The 17,017-nt window shown below is 34.8% G+C and carries 16 protein-coding genes and 1 riboswitch; of the genes, 3 read left to right on the top strand and 13 right to left on the bottom strand.

Translation table 11 applies throughout. The features are described 5' to 3' along the window. Window positions 1-298: 298 nt before the first annotated feature. Window positions 299-1,612 (bottom strand): GHKL domain-containing protein, encoded by a 1,314-nt coding sequence (locus tag MKX53_RS01435; RefSeq protein WP_340908537.1) that lies wholly within the window; start codon window positions 1,610-1,612, stop codon window positions 299-301. 195 nt (window positions 1,613-1,807) lie between these two features. Here MKX53_RS01435 and MKX53_RS01430 point away from each other — a divergent pair, with 195 nt between their 5' ends. Then, window positions 1,808-2,626, top strand: coding sequence for a purine-nucleoside phosphorylase (locus tag MKX53_RS01430; protein WP_340913204.1), 819 nt, complete (start codon window positions 1,808-1,810; stop codon window positions 2,624-2,626). 322 nt (window positions 2,627-2,948) lie between these two features. Here the strand turns inward: MKX53_RS01430 and MKX53_RS01425 are convergent, their stop codons facing one another. The 5 genes from MKX53_RS01425 to queF all read right to left on the bottom strand — a co-directional run bounded on the left by MKX53_RS01425 (window position 2,949) and on the right by queF (window position 5,792). After that, window positions 2,949-3,572, bottom strand: a complete 624-nt coding sequence (locus MKX53_RS01425; protein ID WP_340908536.1) for a hypothetical protein — start codon at window positions 3,570-3,572, stop codon at window positions 2,949-2,951. A gap of 91 nt (window positions 3,573-3,663) precedes the next feature. Then, a complete protein-coding gene (locus tag MKX53_RS01420; RefSeq protein WP_340908534.1) occupies window positions 3,664-3,861 on the bottom strand; it encodes a TcaA NTF2-like domain-containing protein in 198 nt (65 codons plus the stop codon). A gap of 81 nt (window positions 3,862-3,942) precedes the next feature. Beyond that, window positions 3,943-4,482: a VUT family protein gene (locus tag MKX53_RS01415; RefSeq protein WP_093536322.1), complete on the bottom strand. Its 540-nt coding sequence runs from the start codon at window positions 4,480-4,482 to the stop codon at window positions 3,943-3,945. After that, window positions 4,479-5,150 (bottom strand): 7-cyano-7-deazaguanine synthase QueC, encoded by a 672-nt coding sequence (gene queC, locus MKX53_RS01410; protein ID WP_340908532.1) that lies wholly within the window; start codon window positions 5,148-5,150, stop codon window positions 4,479-4,481. The genes MKX53_RS01415 and queC overlap by 4 nt, the downstream gene beginning before the upstream one ends. 141 nt (window positions 5,151-5,291) lie before the next feature. Further along, a complete protein-coding gene (queF, locus tag MKX53_RS01405; protein ID WP_340908528.1) occupies window positions 5,292-5,792 on the bottom strand; it encodes a preQ(1) synthase in 501 nt (166 codons plus the stop codon). A gap of 129 nt (window positions 5,793-5,921) precedes the next feature. Beyond that, window positions 5,922-5,968: riboswitch (PreQ1 riboswitch) on the bottom strand. A 617-nt stretch (window positions 5,969-6,585) separates the two neighbouring features. Between queF and MKX53_RS01400 the strand changes: the two genes are divergently transcribed. Beyond that, a complete protein-coding gene (locus MKX53_RS01400) occupies window positions 6,586-6,984 on the top strand; it encodes a (deoxy)nucleoside triphosphate pyrophosphohydrolase (protein ID WP_340908524.1) in 399 nt (132 codons plus the stop codon). A gap of 33 nt (window positions 6,985-7,017) precedes the next feature. After that, a complete protein-coding gene (locus tag MKX53_RS01395) occupies window positions 7,018-9,906 on the top strand; it encodes a DEAD/DEAH box helicase (RefSeq protein ID WP_340908521.1) in 2,889 nt (962 codons plus the stop codon). Between the two features lie 388 nt (window positions 9,907-10,294). Here MKX53_RS01395 and MKX53_RS01390 read toward each other — a convergent pair whose 3' ends face one another. From MKX53_RS01390 to MKX53_RS01360, 7 genes are all read right to left on the bottom strand, one after another. After that, entirely contained in the window at window positions 10,295-10,486 is a 192-nt protein-coding gene (locus MKX53_RS01390; RefSeq protein WP_340908519.1) for a hypothetical protein, read from the bottom strand. Window positions 10,487-10,767: 281 nt separating this feature from the next. Beyond that, complete coding sequence (locus MKX53_RS01385; protein ID WP_340767990.1) at window positions 10,768-10,893, bottom strand: hypothetical protein; 126 nt, start codon at window positions 10,891-10,893, stop codon at window positions 10,768-10,770. Between the two features lie 306 nt (window positions 10,894-11,199). Further along, window positions 11,200-11,808, bottom strand: coding sequence for an immunity protein Imm33 domain-containing protein (locus MKX53_RS01380; protein ID WP_340908517.1), 609 nt, complete (start codon window positions 11,806-11,808; stop codon window positions 11,200-11,202). Next, window positions 11,805-13,439: a ribonuclease YeeF family protein gene (locus MKX53_RS01375; RefSeq protein ID WP_340908514.1), complete on the bottom strand. Its 1,635-nt coding sequence runs from the start codon at window positions 13,437-13,439 to the stop codon at window positions 11,805-11,807. The genes MKX53_RS01380 and MKX53_RS01375 overlap by 4 nt, the downstream gene beginning before the upstream one ends. A 524-nt stretch (window positions 13,440-13,963) precedes the next feature. After that, complete coding sequence (locus MKX53_RS01370; RefSeq protein WP_093536742.1) at window positions 13,964-14,563, bottom strand: cupin domain-containing protein; 600 nt, start codon at window positions 14,561-14,563, stop codon at window positions 13,964-13,966. Window positions 14,564-14,719: 156 nt separating this feature from the next. Beyond that, the gene (locus MKX53_RS01365; protein ID WP_340908513.1) at window positions 14,720-15,697 is read right to left on the bottom strand and encodes an alpha/beta fold hydrolase; all 978 of its coding nucleotides are present in this window, start codon (window positions 15,695-15,697) and stop codon (window positions 14,720-14,722) included. 197 nt (window positions 15,698-15,894) lie between these two features. After that, a complete protein-coding gene (locus tag MKX53_RS01360) occupies window positions 15,895-16,605 on the bottom strand; it encodes a class I SAM-dependent methyltransferase (RefSeq protein ID WP_093536342.1) in 711 nt (236 codons plus the stop codon). Between the last annotated feature and the right edge of the window lie 412 nt (window positions 16,606-17,017).

The raw sequence follows: 17,017 nt of genomic DNA, 5'->3' as shown, positions 1-17,017 counted from the left end.
CAAACAGATTATTTAAATTATACTGTATAAACAAGACGATACATATCTTATTTCGGAAGAAGTGCACCAGACTCTTACAGTTTGGAATTATCAAATTGGCTAAATCCATTTCATAATTTCATATTTTGGCTGACCTTTTTGTGTTTGTCTCTTTAAAGGTGTTGCGTTTGCTCGGGATAGCCCTCGGCCTAGAAATTTATTCACATGCAAATACTTTGCTTTTTTTAAAGAAAAATAGACACCTCTATTTGGGTAGGGTATCTATTTTTTATAGTAGGTATATCAACGAAGTGGAAAATTACTTTAGAGGGATTTCCACTATGGCAGTTGTTTTTAAATCGGATGATGATTCAATAGAAATATTTCCGTTGTAACCAGTTACAACTTCCTTCACAATAAACAAGCCCTGCCCCCTTATTTTTCCTTGTTCTTCTTTTTTGGTAGAATGCCCTTGTTTAAAGATTAGTTCTTTATCGCAAATTTCAGTTCCTGTATTAGTGACTATAAATACATAATGAGTATTATTGGATGAACACTCTATGAGTATGCTACGTTCTCCCTCAGGTAGCTCCATTGTTGCATCCATCGCATTATCGATTAAATTAGACAAAATAATAATTAAATCAGTTGTTTTTATACAGTCAAAGGAAACAGGAGAAATGACAATATCCATTTTAATACGATTATTTTGAGCAGCAATTTTCTTCGTTTGCAACAAAATGGAAAGCCCAGGATGAGCTATATCTATTTTTATAGATTCTATTGCTTCTACTTCCTTAAAAAGAGAGGAAGCATATTGTAATGCCTTATCCGACTGCCCTATTTTTAAGAGTCCATGCAAAACTAAAATATGATTTGAAAAATCATGTTGTAACGAAGAAACAGAGGTTATTAGCGTTTTCATCTCTGTTTGATATGTATCCTCTGTATACCCAACTTCCTTAGCAACCTCTCTTCTGTACCATCTTTGCATAAACAAAAAGGAGACAATCACGATAAAAACAAAGAGTCCGTTGAATATTAAGGCTAGTATATTCCTTTCTAGTGCAGCACCTTTAATCTGGTTAATGGTATCTGCACTAGTATCGATACCTAAATACCCCAGTATCTTTCCTTCTTCGTTCTTAATAGGGGCACCAACAGATAAATAATCTCCATAACCTGGATCCTTCAGCACACTGGTTATATAAGTTTGTCCTTCATAAGCTTTTTTAACTTGCTCTTTTGGTACCGTACATGCATAACCAATCGGATAATCATCTAAGCTCTCAATCTCACCAGAATGACCTAATATCATTGTTTTAGAAACCTTAGGATTATCGACCTCTAATGTGTAAACATATAAGGAGCCCAACTTTTCTCGAGCATCACTTAAATAGATTTGAATTTCTCGAAAGTGTTCATTTTTCTCTGGCTTATCCAAAAATTTCTGATACGTTTCTACATCTATTGAGGAAGCTATGGATTTGGCAGCCTCTAAACTTTGGTTTGCAACTGATTCTTCGATTGTATGTTTCATCCTCACATATGAGGTATACACATTTAAAGCAGAAAAAAAGAGTAATAATACAACAGACAAGAAGAAAATTACTTTTACTTTATGACTTTTCATATATTTAGTACTTCCTTAGTTTATTTCTATTAAAAACAAGATTATTCGACAAATATATTGTAAATAATGTAATTATACTATAAATCACCAACAATAACCTTGAATGTACACATATCCCATTTTTGCATTACCACTTTTAGAGTGTATACTACATTTGTATTGTTTTTTTAAGCACCATTTCAAGGAGGAATTATGATGCACAACATGGAAAACATTTTAGAAACTAGAGATTATATTAGGAGTAAGACAGATCATCGTCCTGTAATCGGAATGATCCTTGGCTCAGGCTTAGGTTCGCTTGCCGATGAAATTAAGAACCCCACCAAAATTCCATATAGCGAAATCCCCCATTTTGCGAAATCTGAAGCAATTGGACATGCGAACGAACTAGTTATCGGAGAATTAAACGGAAAAATAGTTGCTGCTATGAAAGGACGCTTTCACTACTATGAAGGCTACACGTTAGATGAAGTAACCTTCCCAGTACGTGTTATGAAAGCACTTGGTATAGAAAAAGTAATTATTACCAATGCATGTGGTGCAGTAAATACTAGCTTTAACCCAGGTGACTTAATGTTAATTACAGACCACATTAACTTAGTAGGGGCCAATCCTTTAATGGGACCAAACAATGACGAATTAGGCACCCGTTTCCCGGATTTATCAGAAGTATATAACAAAGAGCTACGTAGTATTGCAGCTAAAGTAGCAAATGATCAAAATATTCATTTGCAAGAAGGTGTATATGCTTGGTGGAGTGGACCAACTTATGAAACTCCTGCAGAAATTCGTATGTTCCGTACTCTAGGAGCTGACGCAGCTGGTATGTCTACCGTTCCAGAAGCAATTGTAGCTACTCACAGCAGTATGAAAGTACTTGGTATTTCTTGCATTACGAATATGGCAAGTGGAATATTAGATCAGCCACTAAATCATGAGGAAGTAATTGACGTTGCTGGAAAAGTAAGAGTTAAATTCGTTGGATTAGTTAAAGGAATTTTGGAAGAGCTTTAAGTTAGAAAGATTAAACTCAATTTAATACAAAAAGAGTGGTCTCGAAGGACCACTCTTTTTGTGCTGTCATAGCTGCTCGGAGGGGAAGAAAGGAAGTTTCAAATCCTACGGCACCTGTTATCCGAGATTTTATAGATTTTTTATCGCTAAATATTGAGCGTTAGAATATAAGAGCGTTGATGGTTAACCTTTTAGCTTTAAGGGTTGAGCTTTAAGCTTTATAGCTTTCGTGAATACTATAGTTGGGAGCAGGGATTTACCCAGACCCTGCAAACGGGGAAGCTTTCTTCTTTTTCGCTATAACAGCAAATTCTAAGTTTACTTATTGTTTAATAGTGATTAGTGTGCGAGCATTAATTTCACTTAGCGCTACATCTACGTCATCTTCAAAGGATTCAATATCTAAAGCCATCTTAGTGGTGATTTCTTTTATGTGGATCGGGTCAATTAGTTTTGTTTCCTCAGATTCCCAAAACAACTTTTTGTAGCCTTCCACCGCTGTTAAATCTGTTTTACCATCTTTAGAAATCATATTATTTAACTGTGTGTCTAATCGATCTTGGGCAAGTTCATTATTCACTTCTACTTTTTCCTGAGACTGAGCATAATCGTTATTCATCTTACGAAGGAGATTTTTTTCAATTTCAATAAAGTTTTTACGCTCAATTGCATCAGCCACCGTCATTTTGACTCCGGAAACCTCTACTAAAGTTGTAGCGTTAGATTCTACAATGGATTTTTTGATTTGTTTTCTGCGATCCATCAAATCTTTTATGGATTGTATACTTTCTTTCGCTTCCTTTTCAAACTCCTCAACAGTCTTAAATCCACGAATATTCTCTTTCGGTTTTTTAGAGGCTGCGAAAGTTGTCTCATTAATCTTTTTTAAAATACGCGCATCCAATGTTTTTAACTCACGTAAAGCTTTTGTTATAGAAATCTCCATCGGCATTTCTCTCCTCAGTTGTCAATTATGGTAATTATTAGTCTACTGGAGATTACTAGGGTATTCAAGTAATTACCTTGTTACAACCATATCATTTGTAAATGTCTATATTCGTAATTTGATAATAACCCGAACTATTGATTACTACCGTGTATACTTTATTCCGATTGTAATACGTGTATTCATCAGCCGCATTTATAAAATCAAATTCCTCGTTAGTAGAAACTAGTGCATAATCATCATACATCTCTACACCAGTAACAGTATTATTAGTGAAGTCAAAGGTCATCCTCTACATAATCTGTAAAATCATAAATAGCCTTCCAAGTCTATTGGAAGGCTAAATTATAATATTTTAATTTTTATATAATCATTCAGAAAGAAGACGTTTTTCCTTCATTACATAAACCCGACTCAAAATAAGCGCTCCGATTGTCTGAATAACGGTTTTCACGATAATTTGCCCTACAATAGCGGCTGGCACGGCTTCCCATGGAAGAATATTTGCTCCCAGAGGACTCAAGCCTATTATGACAAAAATGACTGAATCCAGGAATCCACCAACAATCCCACTATAAAATACACGCCAAGCCATTGGTAGTTTCAATCTTGTATATATCTCTGTATCTGCTGTTTCAGCAACAACAAATGAAATTGCCGATGCAAATACAATTAATAATGTATCTCCCAACATAAATGACACTAATGCTGATAATGCTAAAGCTATGAAAATGAATAAGTACGTCTTTGCTCTACCATATTTGTTTTGTACAAGATCTCTAAAAATGAAGGTAGCACCCACGAACAATGTTCCCATAGGGACGATAAACATCCCGAACTGTAAAGGTGCAAAAGCTGCTGTTACGACATTAGCAATCACAATCGATACTAAATAAAATAAAATTCTCATAATGTTACTCCTTCAATAGATTTAGAAGTTAAATAATCTTCTAATCCTTTATTTCTCAGCTTACATGCTGGGCATTCCCCACAGCCTTCTGCTATTACACCGTTATAACAAGTCAACGTTTTCTCTCGAACGAATTCGAGCGCTCCAAGCTGATCTGCAAGTTCCCATGTTTGCGCCTTGTTCAACCACATGAGTGGAGTATCGATCACAAAAGTAGTATCCATAGAAAGATTTAATGTGACGTTTAGGGACTTCACGAAAATATCACGACAATCCGGATAGCCACTAAAATCAGTTTCACACACGCCAGTTACGATATGCTTTGCACCTACCTGGCTCGCTAAGACCCCAGCAAAAGATAAAAAGAGCAGATTTCGACCAGGTACAAAAGTCGACGGCAATCCCCCATCTTCCCCGTCCTCTACCTTTATGTCATCTCGTGTCAAAGCATTCGGTGCCAACTGATTTAAAAGCGACATATCCAGAATGTGATGCTTTACACCAAGCTCCTTAGCTATTTCCTTTGCACATTCGATTTCAAGACTATGCCTTTGTCCATAATCAAAAGTCACTGCCTCAATCTCTTTAAAACGTTCTTTTGCCCAAAACAGACAGGTCGTGCTATCCTGTCCTCCACTAAACACAATAATTGCCTTTTCCTGCTTCACCCGTTTAAACTCCCTTATATCACAAAACAGCACCATAAGGAAGAATGCTGTCATCTTCTGAATTTTTTAGATTGTCTATCTCTAGCGCCTAGCCCCTAGTTTAAGGATTTTAGCACTTCTGCCTTACATATGATTATTCCATTAACGATTATCAATTTTCTCTGGATATAAATCATGGTTCATCAAACGAAAATCTGCTATTTCTACATATTTCGTTCCAGGTCTTCCATAATTACACCAAGGATCAATAGAAATACCTCCACGTGGAGTGAATTTACCCCATACTTCGATATATCTTGGATCTAGCAATTCGATTAAATCGTTCATGATGATGTTCACACAGTCCTCATGGAAATCCCCGTGATTCCTGAAACTAAATAAATATAATTTTAACGATTTACTTTCTACAATTTTTTTATCCGGTATATACGAGATGTACATCGTTGCAAAATCCGGCTGATTGGTAATTGGGCACAAACTTGTGAATTCTGGGCAGTTAAACTTCACAAAATAATCCCGAGTAGAATGTAAATTATCTACCGACTCCAATACCTCAGGTGCATAATCAAATGAATATTTTGTACCTTGGTTCCCTAACAGTGTTAAATCCTTCAAACCTTCATCATGAGTTCTTCCAGACATAATAAAAAAACCTCCTATAAAAAATGTTTCCCAACACTTCAAAAGAGGCTTCACAGACCAATCTATACAAACAAAAGGATAAAAACAAAAAAGCCACGTCCAAATTATATGGACATGGCGAATAGTCATGTATCCATAGTTTTTTATAGAGGGTATAAGCTATGAACCTCTCCCGGTCAAGTACGGGTATGCAATCATAATATAGAATATTGACCAAGACGTCAAATAGGCATTCTAGTCAAATGAATTTCCAAATCTCCATTTAAGAGATTCAAAACTTTTTTATAATATCATGCATAAATTTGAACTAGATTGCCTATATTGATAATAGAATACGAGATTAAAGGAGGAATAGAGATGAAACATCCATTAAGCTTACCCGAACAATTACCCGAAACAACAGAAGAGCTATTAAAGCTTATATTACAAACTATCTTAGCCTAGGAGAGATTTAGATTATCAAAGAGACTCAGAAACATAGAAAAGTAGATACCTCTACTATGTGGAGTATCTACTTTTTGTTATACGTACTCCCTACCCCGGCTTATCCAATAAGTTCCTCATTGCCTTCACTGTATATCTCTCCGTACTATATCTACTTAACATTTTCTCCAATCAGCTTTAAATACCACCCCATTCATTTCATAAATGTTCCCCCTCTATTAATACCCATATAGAAACCACAGTTAGATATATAACAATCAGTAAATTCCAATCATTTAAAGTTTCTTGCTGATCATTACTTTAAAATCAGCTATGATATAGGTATAAACTGAAATTAGGGTGATACATAATGAAAAAATTAGTCCATGTAGTTGGGGCAGTTATTGAAAATGAGAAAAGCGAAATATTTTGTGCGTTAAGAAGTCCCATTATGTCACTTCCCGATCTTTGGGAGTTCCCGGGTGGTAAAATTGAAGCTGAAGAAACACCCGAGCAGGCTTTACAACGAGAAATTACAGAGGAATTTAATTGTACAATTGTGGTTGGTCAAAAAGTAGAAGATACGACTTATGAATATGAAAAATTTATCGTCAGACTCGAAACTTATAAAGCGAAATTATTAAATGGTACTCCAATTGCAACGGAGCATGCCGACACAAGATGGGTTACTCGGGAAAATTTACATACACTGAACTTTGCTGCTGCTGATATTCCAGCAGTTGAAAAAATAGCGAATGAAAGTATGTAATTTGGAAAATTTGAATGAAAAGAAGTGGTCAAGTTGGATCAACTAATTCGCAAAATGAAAAATTCCTTACATAAAGGCTTTATTGATAAAAGTAATCCCGTTTCAGGACAGTTTAAGCCTAAGCTGCTATCAAATAAAGCACATGAAAATGTTTTATCCACACTTCTTCAAGAGATGAAAACGTGCCAAACCTTCACTTTTTCCGTAGCTTTTATTACTGAGGGTGGTTTAGCAACTTTAAAAACTATGCTATTAGACTTGCAGCTAAAAGGGATCAAAGGCCGCATTATGACATCTACTTTTTTAAATTTCAATCAACCTAAAATGTTTAAAGAATTATTAAAACTAGACAATGTCGAAGTCCGTCTGACTGGCGTGAAAGGCTTCCACTCTAAAGGTTATATATTCGAACATAAAGACTATTATTCTTTAATAGTAGGAAGCTCAAATCTAACGGATAGCGCTTTAAAAGCTAACTATGAATGGAATATCTATTTAACTTCTTTGGAAGATGGAGAAATCATCCACCACTTTAAAAATCAGTTTGAAGAAGCATGGAATGAAGCCATCCCTCTAACTGTAGATTGGATTAACAGCTACAATCTGAATTATGAACAACAGCCCTTCGTTAATCAGGCAACCTCCAACGTATTTGAAGTGAACGCAGAATATCTCACAAACCAATTGGCCGATAGTCTTGCTATTCAACCAAATAAAATGCAAAATGATGCGCTGAAACAATTAAAAACTCTTCGTGAAACCGGTGCTAAAAAAGGATTAATTATCTCAGCGACTGGGACAGGAAAAACATATCTATCTGCTTTTGATGTTCGTCACTTTGCCCCTAAAAAGATGCTCTTCGTTGTTCATAGAGAACAAATTTTAAAGAAGGCACTTCAAGACTACCGAAAAATATTAGGGGGTCATGAAGATGATTTCGGAATACTTTCAGGTAATTCAAAAGATACAAGCGCAAAATACTTATTTGCAACAGTTCAAACACTCTCTTCAGAACGGCATTTACAGCAGTTCGAAAAAGATGAATTCGACTATATACTAATAGACGAAGTACATCGTGCGGGTGCAGATTCCTACCTGAATATTATTAATTATTTTGAGCCTAATTTCTTACTTGGAATGACAGCGACTCCTGAACGTACGGACAGCTTTAACATCTTTGAGCTCTTTGATTACAATATAGCTTATGAAATTCGGCTACAGGCCGCTCTTGAAGAGGAAATGCTTTGTCCATTTCATTACTTTGGTGTGATAGATTATGAGAGGAATGGAGAAATAATTGATGACACATCTACCTTGCAACAACTTGTATCGCAAGAGCGTGTTCATCATATTCTCGAAAAAGTTAACTACTATGGCTATTCAGGAAAGCGGGTACGAGGATTAATTTTCTGTAGCTCTAAGCAAGAATCACATGCCCTTTCAGAAGTGTTAAATGCCCAAGGCTTAAAAACTATTGCCCTTACAGGTGATAATTCACAACCTGAAAGAGAAGATGCAATTCGTAAATTAGAACAATACCAACTAGATTATATTTTAACCGTAGATATCTTTAATGAGGGTATTGATATTCCGTTTTTAAACCAAATCATCATGCTACGCCAAACACAGTCAAGTATAATTTTTATTCAACAACTGGGACGTGGACTACGCAAGCATAATGAAAAAGAGTATGTAACTATTATTGATTTCATCGGCAACTATAAAAATAACTATTTAATCCCTATTGCTCTTTCAGGTGACCAATCCATGAATAAGGATAATGTCCGCCGTAGAACGGTTAATACTGACTATATCCAAGGTGTTTCAACAATAAACTTTGAAGAGATTGCTAAGAAACGCATTTTTGATGCAATCGATAATAAAAAGTTAAAATTGTACAATATGGAGTTTCTCACTACTCCGTACAAAGAGTTAAAAATTCGATTGGGAAGAATACCTCTCCTGATTGATTTCATTAAAAATAATTCGATTGATCCTGAAGTAATCTTTGTAAAAAAGAAAAACTACTTTGACTTTTTAGTAAGTATGAATGAACCTGTTGCAAATATAAATGATTATGAACAAGCGATAATAACCATGTTTTCTCAAGAGCTTATAAACGGCAAAAGAATTCACGAAGTATTACTAGTACAAAATCTAATTTACAATAGTGAATTAGCTCAAACCGATTATATAAAACTACTAAGTGATTATGGAACTTATAGTAATAAAGAAACCATTTATTCTGTAGAAAATTTATTATCTTTAAAATTTTTCGTTACAACTGCTCAGAAAAATTATGGGTCAGAACCAATTGTAATTTTAGATAACGGAAAATATAAGCTAAATAGTAAGCTACAGAAAAGTTTAGAAAACGAGGAGTTCAGGAAATTATTACAGGATATAATTATATGTAGTTTTGAAAAAAATAAAAAATATAATAAACAGACGCCTTTAACAATATATGAGAAGTATTCAAGAAAAGACGTATGTAGACTTTTAAATTGGAGTAGTAATGAAGAAGGTACCTTAAACGGTGGAAGAGTGAAAATGAACACCTGTCCTATCTTTGTAAACTATCATAAGACTGACGAAGATAATTTAGAAGTAAAATATATGGATGAGTTCTTATCAACAGACATTTTCAAATGGTGTTCAACAAAAAACAGAAAAGTTACAGCTAAAGATATTGCTCCTATTGTAAACTCTTCTGCAGCAGATATAACTGTTCATTTGTTTGTAAAAAAACATAATGGTGAGGGAAAAGATTTCTATTACCTTGGTGAAGTTACTGTAGATTCAAATAGCGCAGAAAACGATACACTAATAGACCAAGGTAAAATCTACAATGTAGCTACTATGAACATGATTCTTGAACAACCAGTACAATACGATATTTATCATTATTTAGTGGAAGAATAATAAGAATGTAAAAGAGTATCTTCAATGAAGTTTTTACTGTAAAAATACTTTTTTCATTAAGTAAGAAAAGTTTTAGGCGTAATTCGTAATATTTCCCGGGAAATCGACAATTTCCATGTAAATAAACAGCATAAGAAAGCAATTCAAGAGAAGAATAATTTTAAGGGAATGAAAACTTTCCTTATACAGTTAATGTAGAGCATATAAAATCTCTAACATCTCTTCTACGAATTGTATTTTCCCTGCACGTTACTGGATCATCATATAAACTTTATGTATTTTTCTCCATGCCGCTCCATGTAAAATGAATGAATGAATAACAAAAAACGCCCAATGGGCGTTTTTTATCTAACATTGTTCAAGTAAGAAGATTGCACAACTTTTTAGTCTAACGATTATTTTTATTACCTGTTAAATTCTTTGCAGCATTTTTAGTTGCATCAACAGTGTTCATTGCAACATTTTCTGTAGCCTCTAAAGCATTATGCGCTGTTTCAAATGCAGATCCTGCTGTGTTTTTGATGCTCTTTGCGACACTTTTGTTATTTCTTTGATCTTGATTATTTTCTTGATTAGTCATAATTTCACCTCCTAAACACAGGGTTAGGATGTGTATTATTTGGTAAATTATTCGGACTACATCTCACTTAGAAACCAAAGTACACCATTTCTATATACCTTCTCGAACCAGTTCTTGCTGATTTTTAATCGTTTAATTGGTCTAATAACCCAATTAAACCATTGATAATTAGTCGCTAGTGTCTTTTGGGATAATGTTTGATAATGTATTGTTGTTTAATATTCCGAATGTCTACACCATACTTTTTTCTAGATGAACTAACACTCAACCTCTGAATGCCATTAACGGCTTGTGTTCCATCTGACAACATAATCCATTCCACGGTGAGAGAGATACTTCAACACCTCTTGAAAGCCAATTCCATCCAATTCTAACGCTTCTTCATCGACTTTAGCTTCATTACCCATTGTTTATCACCATGAACTTTGTCAATCTCGTTTAGTTTGTAAGCCATTCCATATCTTAACTATCCTTGCCATGTAGAATGTCATCTCGCCTATTTATCTATATTTTCACAAACACAGTACTAAAACAGAATTCCTCGATGTACTACCTTCATGAGCTATGAATTTCATACAATCTTTTTTTAGTTGTCCAATGCATAAATTTCTCAAAAAAAGCACTCGTTGTCATTAGTAGACAATTAAGTGCTTTAATCAATGTTTTACTTCCTGTGTAGTTTAGTCGTAACTTAAGATTTCCATAAATAAAATCTATATAGAGTCTTTAAAAACATCTAGATTGTTTTCGTTTAATACCGCTTTTATTTTATTACCTTCAAAAACAACCATATATTCATTTGGTAAAGCAAGAACTTGTATGATCTCTGGTTTAATTTTTAGTAGTTGATAAGCATATAGAGCATACAACTCTGTAGTATTATCCTCCTCTACAGGACCTATATACCAACCTGAATCTCCTTTTTCAACATTTCCATTTCTTTGCAAATATATTTTCTCAAGTTCTAGTACACCTTTACAAAGTATGATTTTATCACTAAATTTTATTGATAAACCATCGACATTTATCTTTCTCAAAAAATGACCTTGTTCTAGTTGTACCCACAATGCTAAAGTTAAATCTTCTGTTATATCTTCAAATGGATTTCTAGAGTAATCAGGAGAGGTCAATATAAAATTCCCGGTTTCTCTCTCATGTAAATAATAGACGGACCAACCAACTTGTATAGAAAATCCATGAATTAAATTATTGCGGTCTACCTGTTCTAATATGACAAACAAACTTTCTATTTGAGGTTCTAATTCTTTTTCGGCAGTTACTATAATGTTTTTGCCCATAATAGTCTTTTCAAATTCCTTCATTTCTTCAACCTCTCTTCTATAGCTGCTTTTAGGATTTCCCTAGCTCGTTTCTCTTTTTCTAGCATTTCTATTCTAACATTAACAGGTACCTCTCCCATCTTAGAATGTCCTTTCCAATCAGCCCAGCTATGAGCCCTCTTAGACGCATTCGAAGATTTTCCAAGACCAACAAAATTATCTTTTAGATTTAGAGTTTCTATTTGTTGTTCTCTAGTTAACCTATTAAATCCATCCATTTCAGTTATTTCTTTCATTGAAACAATATGGTCTGCTTCAAACTTATCAACTTCATACCCGTACACTGGGTCTACTTTAGGACCATCTGGATTAACCATTTTTCTTATATCATTACTTGGTGTCTTTTTCCTCAAATTTTTATATTCGTCTTTTGTAATACCGTTATCTGCTCCCTTAACCCCACTCTCCACCCTAGCCATAGAAATCAGCTGATCCTTCAATTCGCTCCCATTCACTACGTTATAAGGAACTTGGCCTGCGCTCGCAAACTGTGTACGGGGTCCGTAGGGTAATAGATTAGCTAATGAGTCCGAGGCATTGTTGGCAGCCCCGACTACTTTTGGAGCAACTGCCTTTGTGACCGTGACCCCCGATTTGGTAAGTGCACCGACACCTTTTGTTCCAACTACTGAAGTGGCAACCGTGCCTAATGCATAGGTTACCCAGTGAGCACGGGAATTGGCATCTCCGTTGACCATATCACGTTCGTAGGAAGTAGTAATGGCCGACTTTATCGTGTTATATGTCTCTATCGGATTAGTAACTGCCTCTAACGTAGCATCCAGTGTGGCTTTCGGGTCCTGGACTATATCTACAATTCCAGTAACAAAATCTTTCCCTACATCAAATAAACCACTTAAAATTCCGTCTACTACTTCTAAACCAGTATCTACAAAAGACTTTTCTTCCTCTTCTTCACGTAGGCACATTTCTCCTTCAATCGTTGGCGTGGAAATGGTTAATGGGGGACTACATGCCACCAGTTCCGCCCATCGATCTGTTTGGAAGTGAATATCTGTTAGATTACTTGTGAACATCTCTTCCATGTTACGGATCCACGTATCCATTGCCTGCATATCTTGCTCGAAAGGTAGTAAGGCTGCTGTCTGCGTTGCATCAAATTCTTGAAGCCTGCTTACTGTATCGTCTCGTTTTCTTTTTGCATCTAGAACGCCTTCTTGTACACCACTATCATCCAGATGCGGGAGGGCTACTATATCACTGACCTGGTCCATAATACTGTTTGACTCATTCGTTAGATTTTCAGTCAGTTGTGCGATTGTAGTAAGTCCCTGCTCTACCTCCCCTTCTAGAAATTGCTCCACAATATGACCAGACGTATCTGGTTCTAATGCATATAATGCATTTTCCATTTGTTGAAGCACTTGCTTATAACCCGCAGCAGAAACAAGGAATTGTTGGAGTAATGGCAGATGGCATTCCGCATAGAAAGCACGAATGGCACTGCCTCCTTGTCCTTTTAGTTCGTCTTCCATCGCTACTAATCCTTCTACAGCACGACGAATTGCCTCTACTTCACTTTCAAGCCTGTCCAACATTACAATATTTCGTCTTAAACCATCTTGAAATAAATCTACGTCTAGTATTTTCATAGACACACCTTGGATTCTTTTTTCCTATTGAAAGAATGTAAGAGGCAACTGTTGACTCTAAAAAAAGATATCTTCCTTTCCTGAAACATTAAACTCCCCCTCTACCCTATTAGTTATAATATTCCATTTTTTAGTTGGATGGTAAAGGAAGAGTTTAATAATACTGGGAAAATGATTCATAGGGATGGTAAACACCACAGTCATAATGCAACTAAGGGTTTAATCAAATTTCTAAAAGTGTTTATAAATACCTATAAAGAAATTTTAAGCTTTAAAAAGCTTACCGTTGTTTTTTTAATGAGTAACCTAGTAAAAAGCGTTGGTAAATTGCCAAAAATTCTTGAGAACAAGTCCAACTTGCTTTAGGGTGTTCCATTTACTTTGTGAAGTGCTATTTTAATAGAGATGACTTCTACACAATAAGCACTAATGTATTTAAATTCACCAATGAAATGAAAGGCACCAGTTCTAATACAATACAGAATTGTTTTAGTAACTGGTGCCCTACACTCGTAATGGTGGAATTATTGCATTGGATAGCTTTGGTTGATGAAATGATTTGGATAGTATTGCTGATTATCTGTTGTAGTTTTGTTGCAGTTTTTTGGTGGACCAATATAGGTAGACGGCATAACTGGAGCTATCGCTTTTTTCCACTCGTTTTCGTTCATACAATAGGTATGCGCCATAATATTCGATGGTGTCAATTTTAAGATATCGGAACCTAGAATTACTTCAGGCGTGGAAGCATTAAAAATAGCTAATATATGCGTTCGATCTTCAGTAGCCATTTGGTAATGCCACCAACCTTGTGGGATATTTGCCACTTGACCTGGTGTAATCGTGTAGTGTTTATATTGCTTAGTAAATGGATTGAGTATAGAAACAACGATTTCTCCTGAAATACAGTATACTAACTCTGCTGCATTCGGATGGTAATGTGGCTCTATGTTATTGTTGGCACTAAGAAAAATATCGAGCAAAGATATATTATCCAGTGTATTTAATTGTTGAACACCTAAAATATTCATAAAGTTATAACTATCTTTTTTAAAGAAGGGGCTTTTATTTACATCGAAAGCGAACTGTGTGGACGGTGCTGTGTAATCAATAGAAGAATCCATAACTTGACCTGCCTTTTTAGCATTTGTAATGTGTTTACAAAGCACATTCCTTCCATGATATGTAATTAGCCTATTTATTGTGCAATAGGCAGACAGCACAGATTGGATAGAATAATGTACTTTCTTGTATTTTAAAGACAGGTACTATGCATTTATTCAATCATTTCCAAACGCTTCGGTAAATTCATTAACATATTCACTCATTTGCTTATATTGAGTCCAGTGCAGATAATGATGCCCTTCTAAAGGAACAAGTTTATGTAATGGCGAATTTCCTATTTCCGATTGATAAAAGGTTATATTCGATTTGCCTTCCTCATTCTCTTCTTTTTCGTTTGTCGTGAAAATCATCACAGGCATATCTGGAGGAAACGACAAATTACGTGTTTTTCCAATGTTATTATTTATTTCATTTGCTTCATTTACTATATTTTTGTTATACCCCCTCTGAGCAGAAAGGATTTTGGTCATTTTTAAATTTTTTTCTGAATAAATACCTTCGTCTGCCAAAGGGAGGTAGTCCTCTGAACTTAAATATAATGCCAATCTCGCAATTCCCGTAGGGGCTATGTAACTCATATATTTTGGCATTGTAGGAACAGATTCATCAAAATACTCTATGGCATTAGGTAATGTGGGATCGATTCCTATAATAGCTTTAATTTCCTCTGGATATTTACTTGAATAATACATACTATAAATTCCAGAAATAGAATGGGGCATCAATATATATGGCCCTTCTATATTCGATTTTATTAAAGCCGTTCGTAGTTCCTCAACTAAATTCTCTACCGTTCGATCCTCATCCGTTAGGTCGCTCCAGCCATAACCGAAAGGCTCTACCACAACAACTTTATTACTTTTTGACAGCTCGTTAATTAAAGGTTCAAAATCCAACACTGGCGCTGTCGTACCTAAACCACTCAACAAAATAATTGTATTTGGCCCCTCACCTTTTGTATACACATGCATATTCTTTCCATCCACTTCAACTAATTCACCTAATGCTGGATACTTCTTTTGTTCATATGCAACCATAACCTGATGGTAAGCAATCCAGACAAGGAATAGTGCAGCTAACGCTAAAATTAAGTTTCTAATTATTACCCGAAATTTAAACCTCTTTTTTTTCACTTTCTCCACTGCTTTCTGATATAAAGTTGTACTCGATAATGGAATGTCAAAATCTTTCTATCTTTATATTACGATAAATAACTTTTTTAGTTTCAATAACGCTTTTTACATAAAAAAACGAGGGATTTCCCCTCGCTTACACTTTATAAAATTAAGAACGTAGAGCTTTGTCTATTTTCCTAATTGTCTCTTTTTACCTAATTTTCTTTCCGAGCTTTTACAATCATAAAGTGAGCATTTTTCATAAGATTTTTATACTTCTCTGGTTTTTTCTCTTCAAAAGCTTTTGTAGGTTGTGGTTCGATTAACTTTTCCAATGTAAAATATGCTGCCGTTACATTTACTATTTCATTTAGTGGACGACGATAAAACGGAACCTCTATCAGCTTTCCTTCTCTCTTCCATTGATCGATAATAAGCTCTTTGGAAAAATAGTCACCATTCACGGACAATTTTATATCCATAAATGGGTGGTGTACGGAATAAAGTAATTTCCCATTAGGTTTCAATATTCTTTGGAATTCGCTAAAAGTTTTGCTCCAATCCTTTATATAATGAAGAACTAAAGAGCTTATAATCACATCGAATGTTTCATCTTCAAAAGGTAGTTTTTCTCCTAAATCCAAACATAATACCTTTGCGTTTTCTCCGACTCTTCTTTTAGTAGCCTCTACCATTTTTGGACTAATATCAGTCGCTGTAACTTCAGCACCAAAATTCACTAATTGCTCTGTATACCAACCTGCTGCACAACCAGCGTCCAAAATCTGCTTGTTTTTTAAATCAGTTGGCAATAACTTCATCATTGCTGGTCGTTCATATTCTGTATTAAATAGACTTCCTTTATCTACATTATGCTCGTAATCATTGGCAAGTTGGTTATAAGTTTCTATCACCCTGTTATTCATGTCCCACCTCAAAGGTTAGTATTATATATCCTCCTGTATTCAACAAATAATTTCGAATACCTCCTTGTAACAAACCACAATATTTAACCCCTGCATTAAGAAAAAAAACACAGGGTTAGGGATACTTTATCAAAAATACCTATAAATCGTCTGAATATTCTTTTAAGGATATTGTATATTCTGCATTCTTTAGTTACTATTAATTTATAAAAATTATTAGAAGAGGTATATATTGGGAGTTATAACAATACACTTTTTATTTAATCTGACCTTATTAACGATTCTATTTTTTGCTTTCTTTCTATTAAGTAAGAGAGTCGGTAGTATCCATATACACAAACGAACAGGCTTATTATACTTTGTTCTTTCATTAATACTTTGTTCTCTATTTTCTTATCCCATACAAAGTGAG

This window comes from Psychrobacillus sp. FSL K6-4615 (assembly GCF_038008225.1).
Lineage (GTDB): Bacteria > Bacillota > Bacilli > Bacillales_A > Planococcaceae > Psychrobacillus > Psychrobacillus psychrotolerans.
Note: the sequence above shows the minus strand (reverse complement) of the source record. Positions and strands in the feature narration are given on the sequence as shown.

Coding starts and splice junctions, on each gene's coding strand:
- MKX53_RS01415 (WP_093536322.1), bottom strand. CDS start 4,482: ATGAGAATTTTATTTTATTTAGTATCGATTGTGATTGCTAATGTCGTA.
- queF (WP_340908528.1), bottom strand. CDS start 5,792: ATGTCTGGAAGAACTCATGATGAAGGTTTGAAGGATTTAACACTGTTA.
- MKX53_RS01430 (WP_340913204.1), top strand. CDS start 1,808: ATGCACAACATGGAAAACATTTTAGAAACTAGAGATTATATTAGGAGT.
- MKX53_RS01400 (WP_340908524.1), top strand. CDS start 6,586: ATGAAAAAATTAGTCCATGTAGTTGGGGCAGTTATTGAAAATGAGAAA.
- MKX53_RS01370 (WP_093536742.1), bottom strand. CDS start 14,563: ATGGATTCTTCTATTGATTACACAGCACCGTCCACACAGTTCGCTTTC.
- MKX53_RS01380 (WP_340908517.1), bottom strand. CDS start 11,808: ATGAAGGAATTTGAAAAGACTATTATGGGCAAAAACATTATAGTAACT.
- MKX53_RS01420 (WP_340908534.1), bottom strand. CDS start 3,861: ATGACCTTTGACTTCACTAATAATACTGTTACTGGTGTAGAGATGTAT.
- MKX53_RS01435 (WP_340908537.1), bottom strand. CDS start 1,612: ATGAAAAGTCATAAAGTAAAAGTAATTTTCTTCTTGTCTGTTGTATTA.
- MKX53_RS01390 (WP_340908519.1), bottom strand. CDS start 10,486: ATGACTAATCAAGAAAATAATCAAGATCAAAGAAATAACAAAAGTGTC.
- MKX53_RS01425 (WP_340908536.1), bottom strand. CDS start 3,572: ATGGAGATTTCTATAACAAAAGCTTTACGTGAGTTAAAAACATTGGAT.
- MKX53_RS01375 (WP_340908514.1), bottom strand. CDS start 13,439: ATGAAAATACTAGACGTAGATTTATTTCAAGATGGTTTAAGACGAAAT.
- MKX53_RS01385 (WP_340767990.1), bottom strand. CDS start 10,893: ATGGGTAATGAAGCTAAAGTCGATGAAGAAGCGTTAGAATTGGATGGA.
- MKX53_RS01360 (WP_093536342.1), bottom strand. CDS start 16,605: ATGAATAACAGGGTGATAGAAACTTATAACCAACTTGCCAATGATTAC.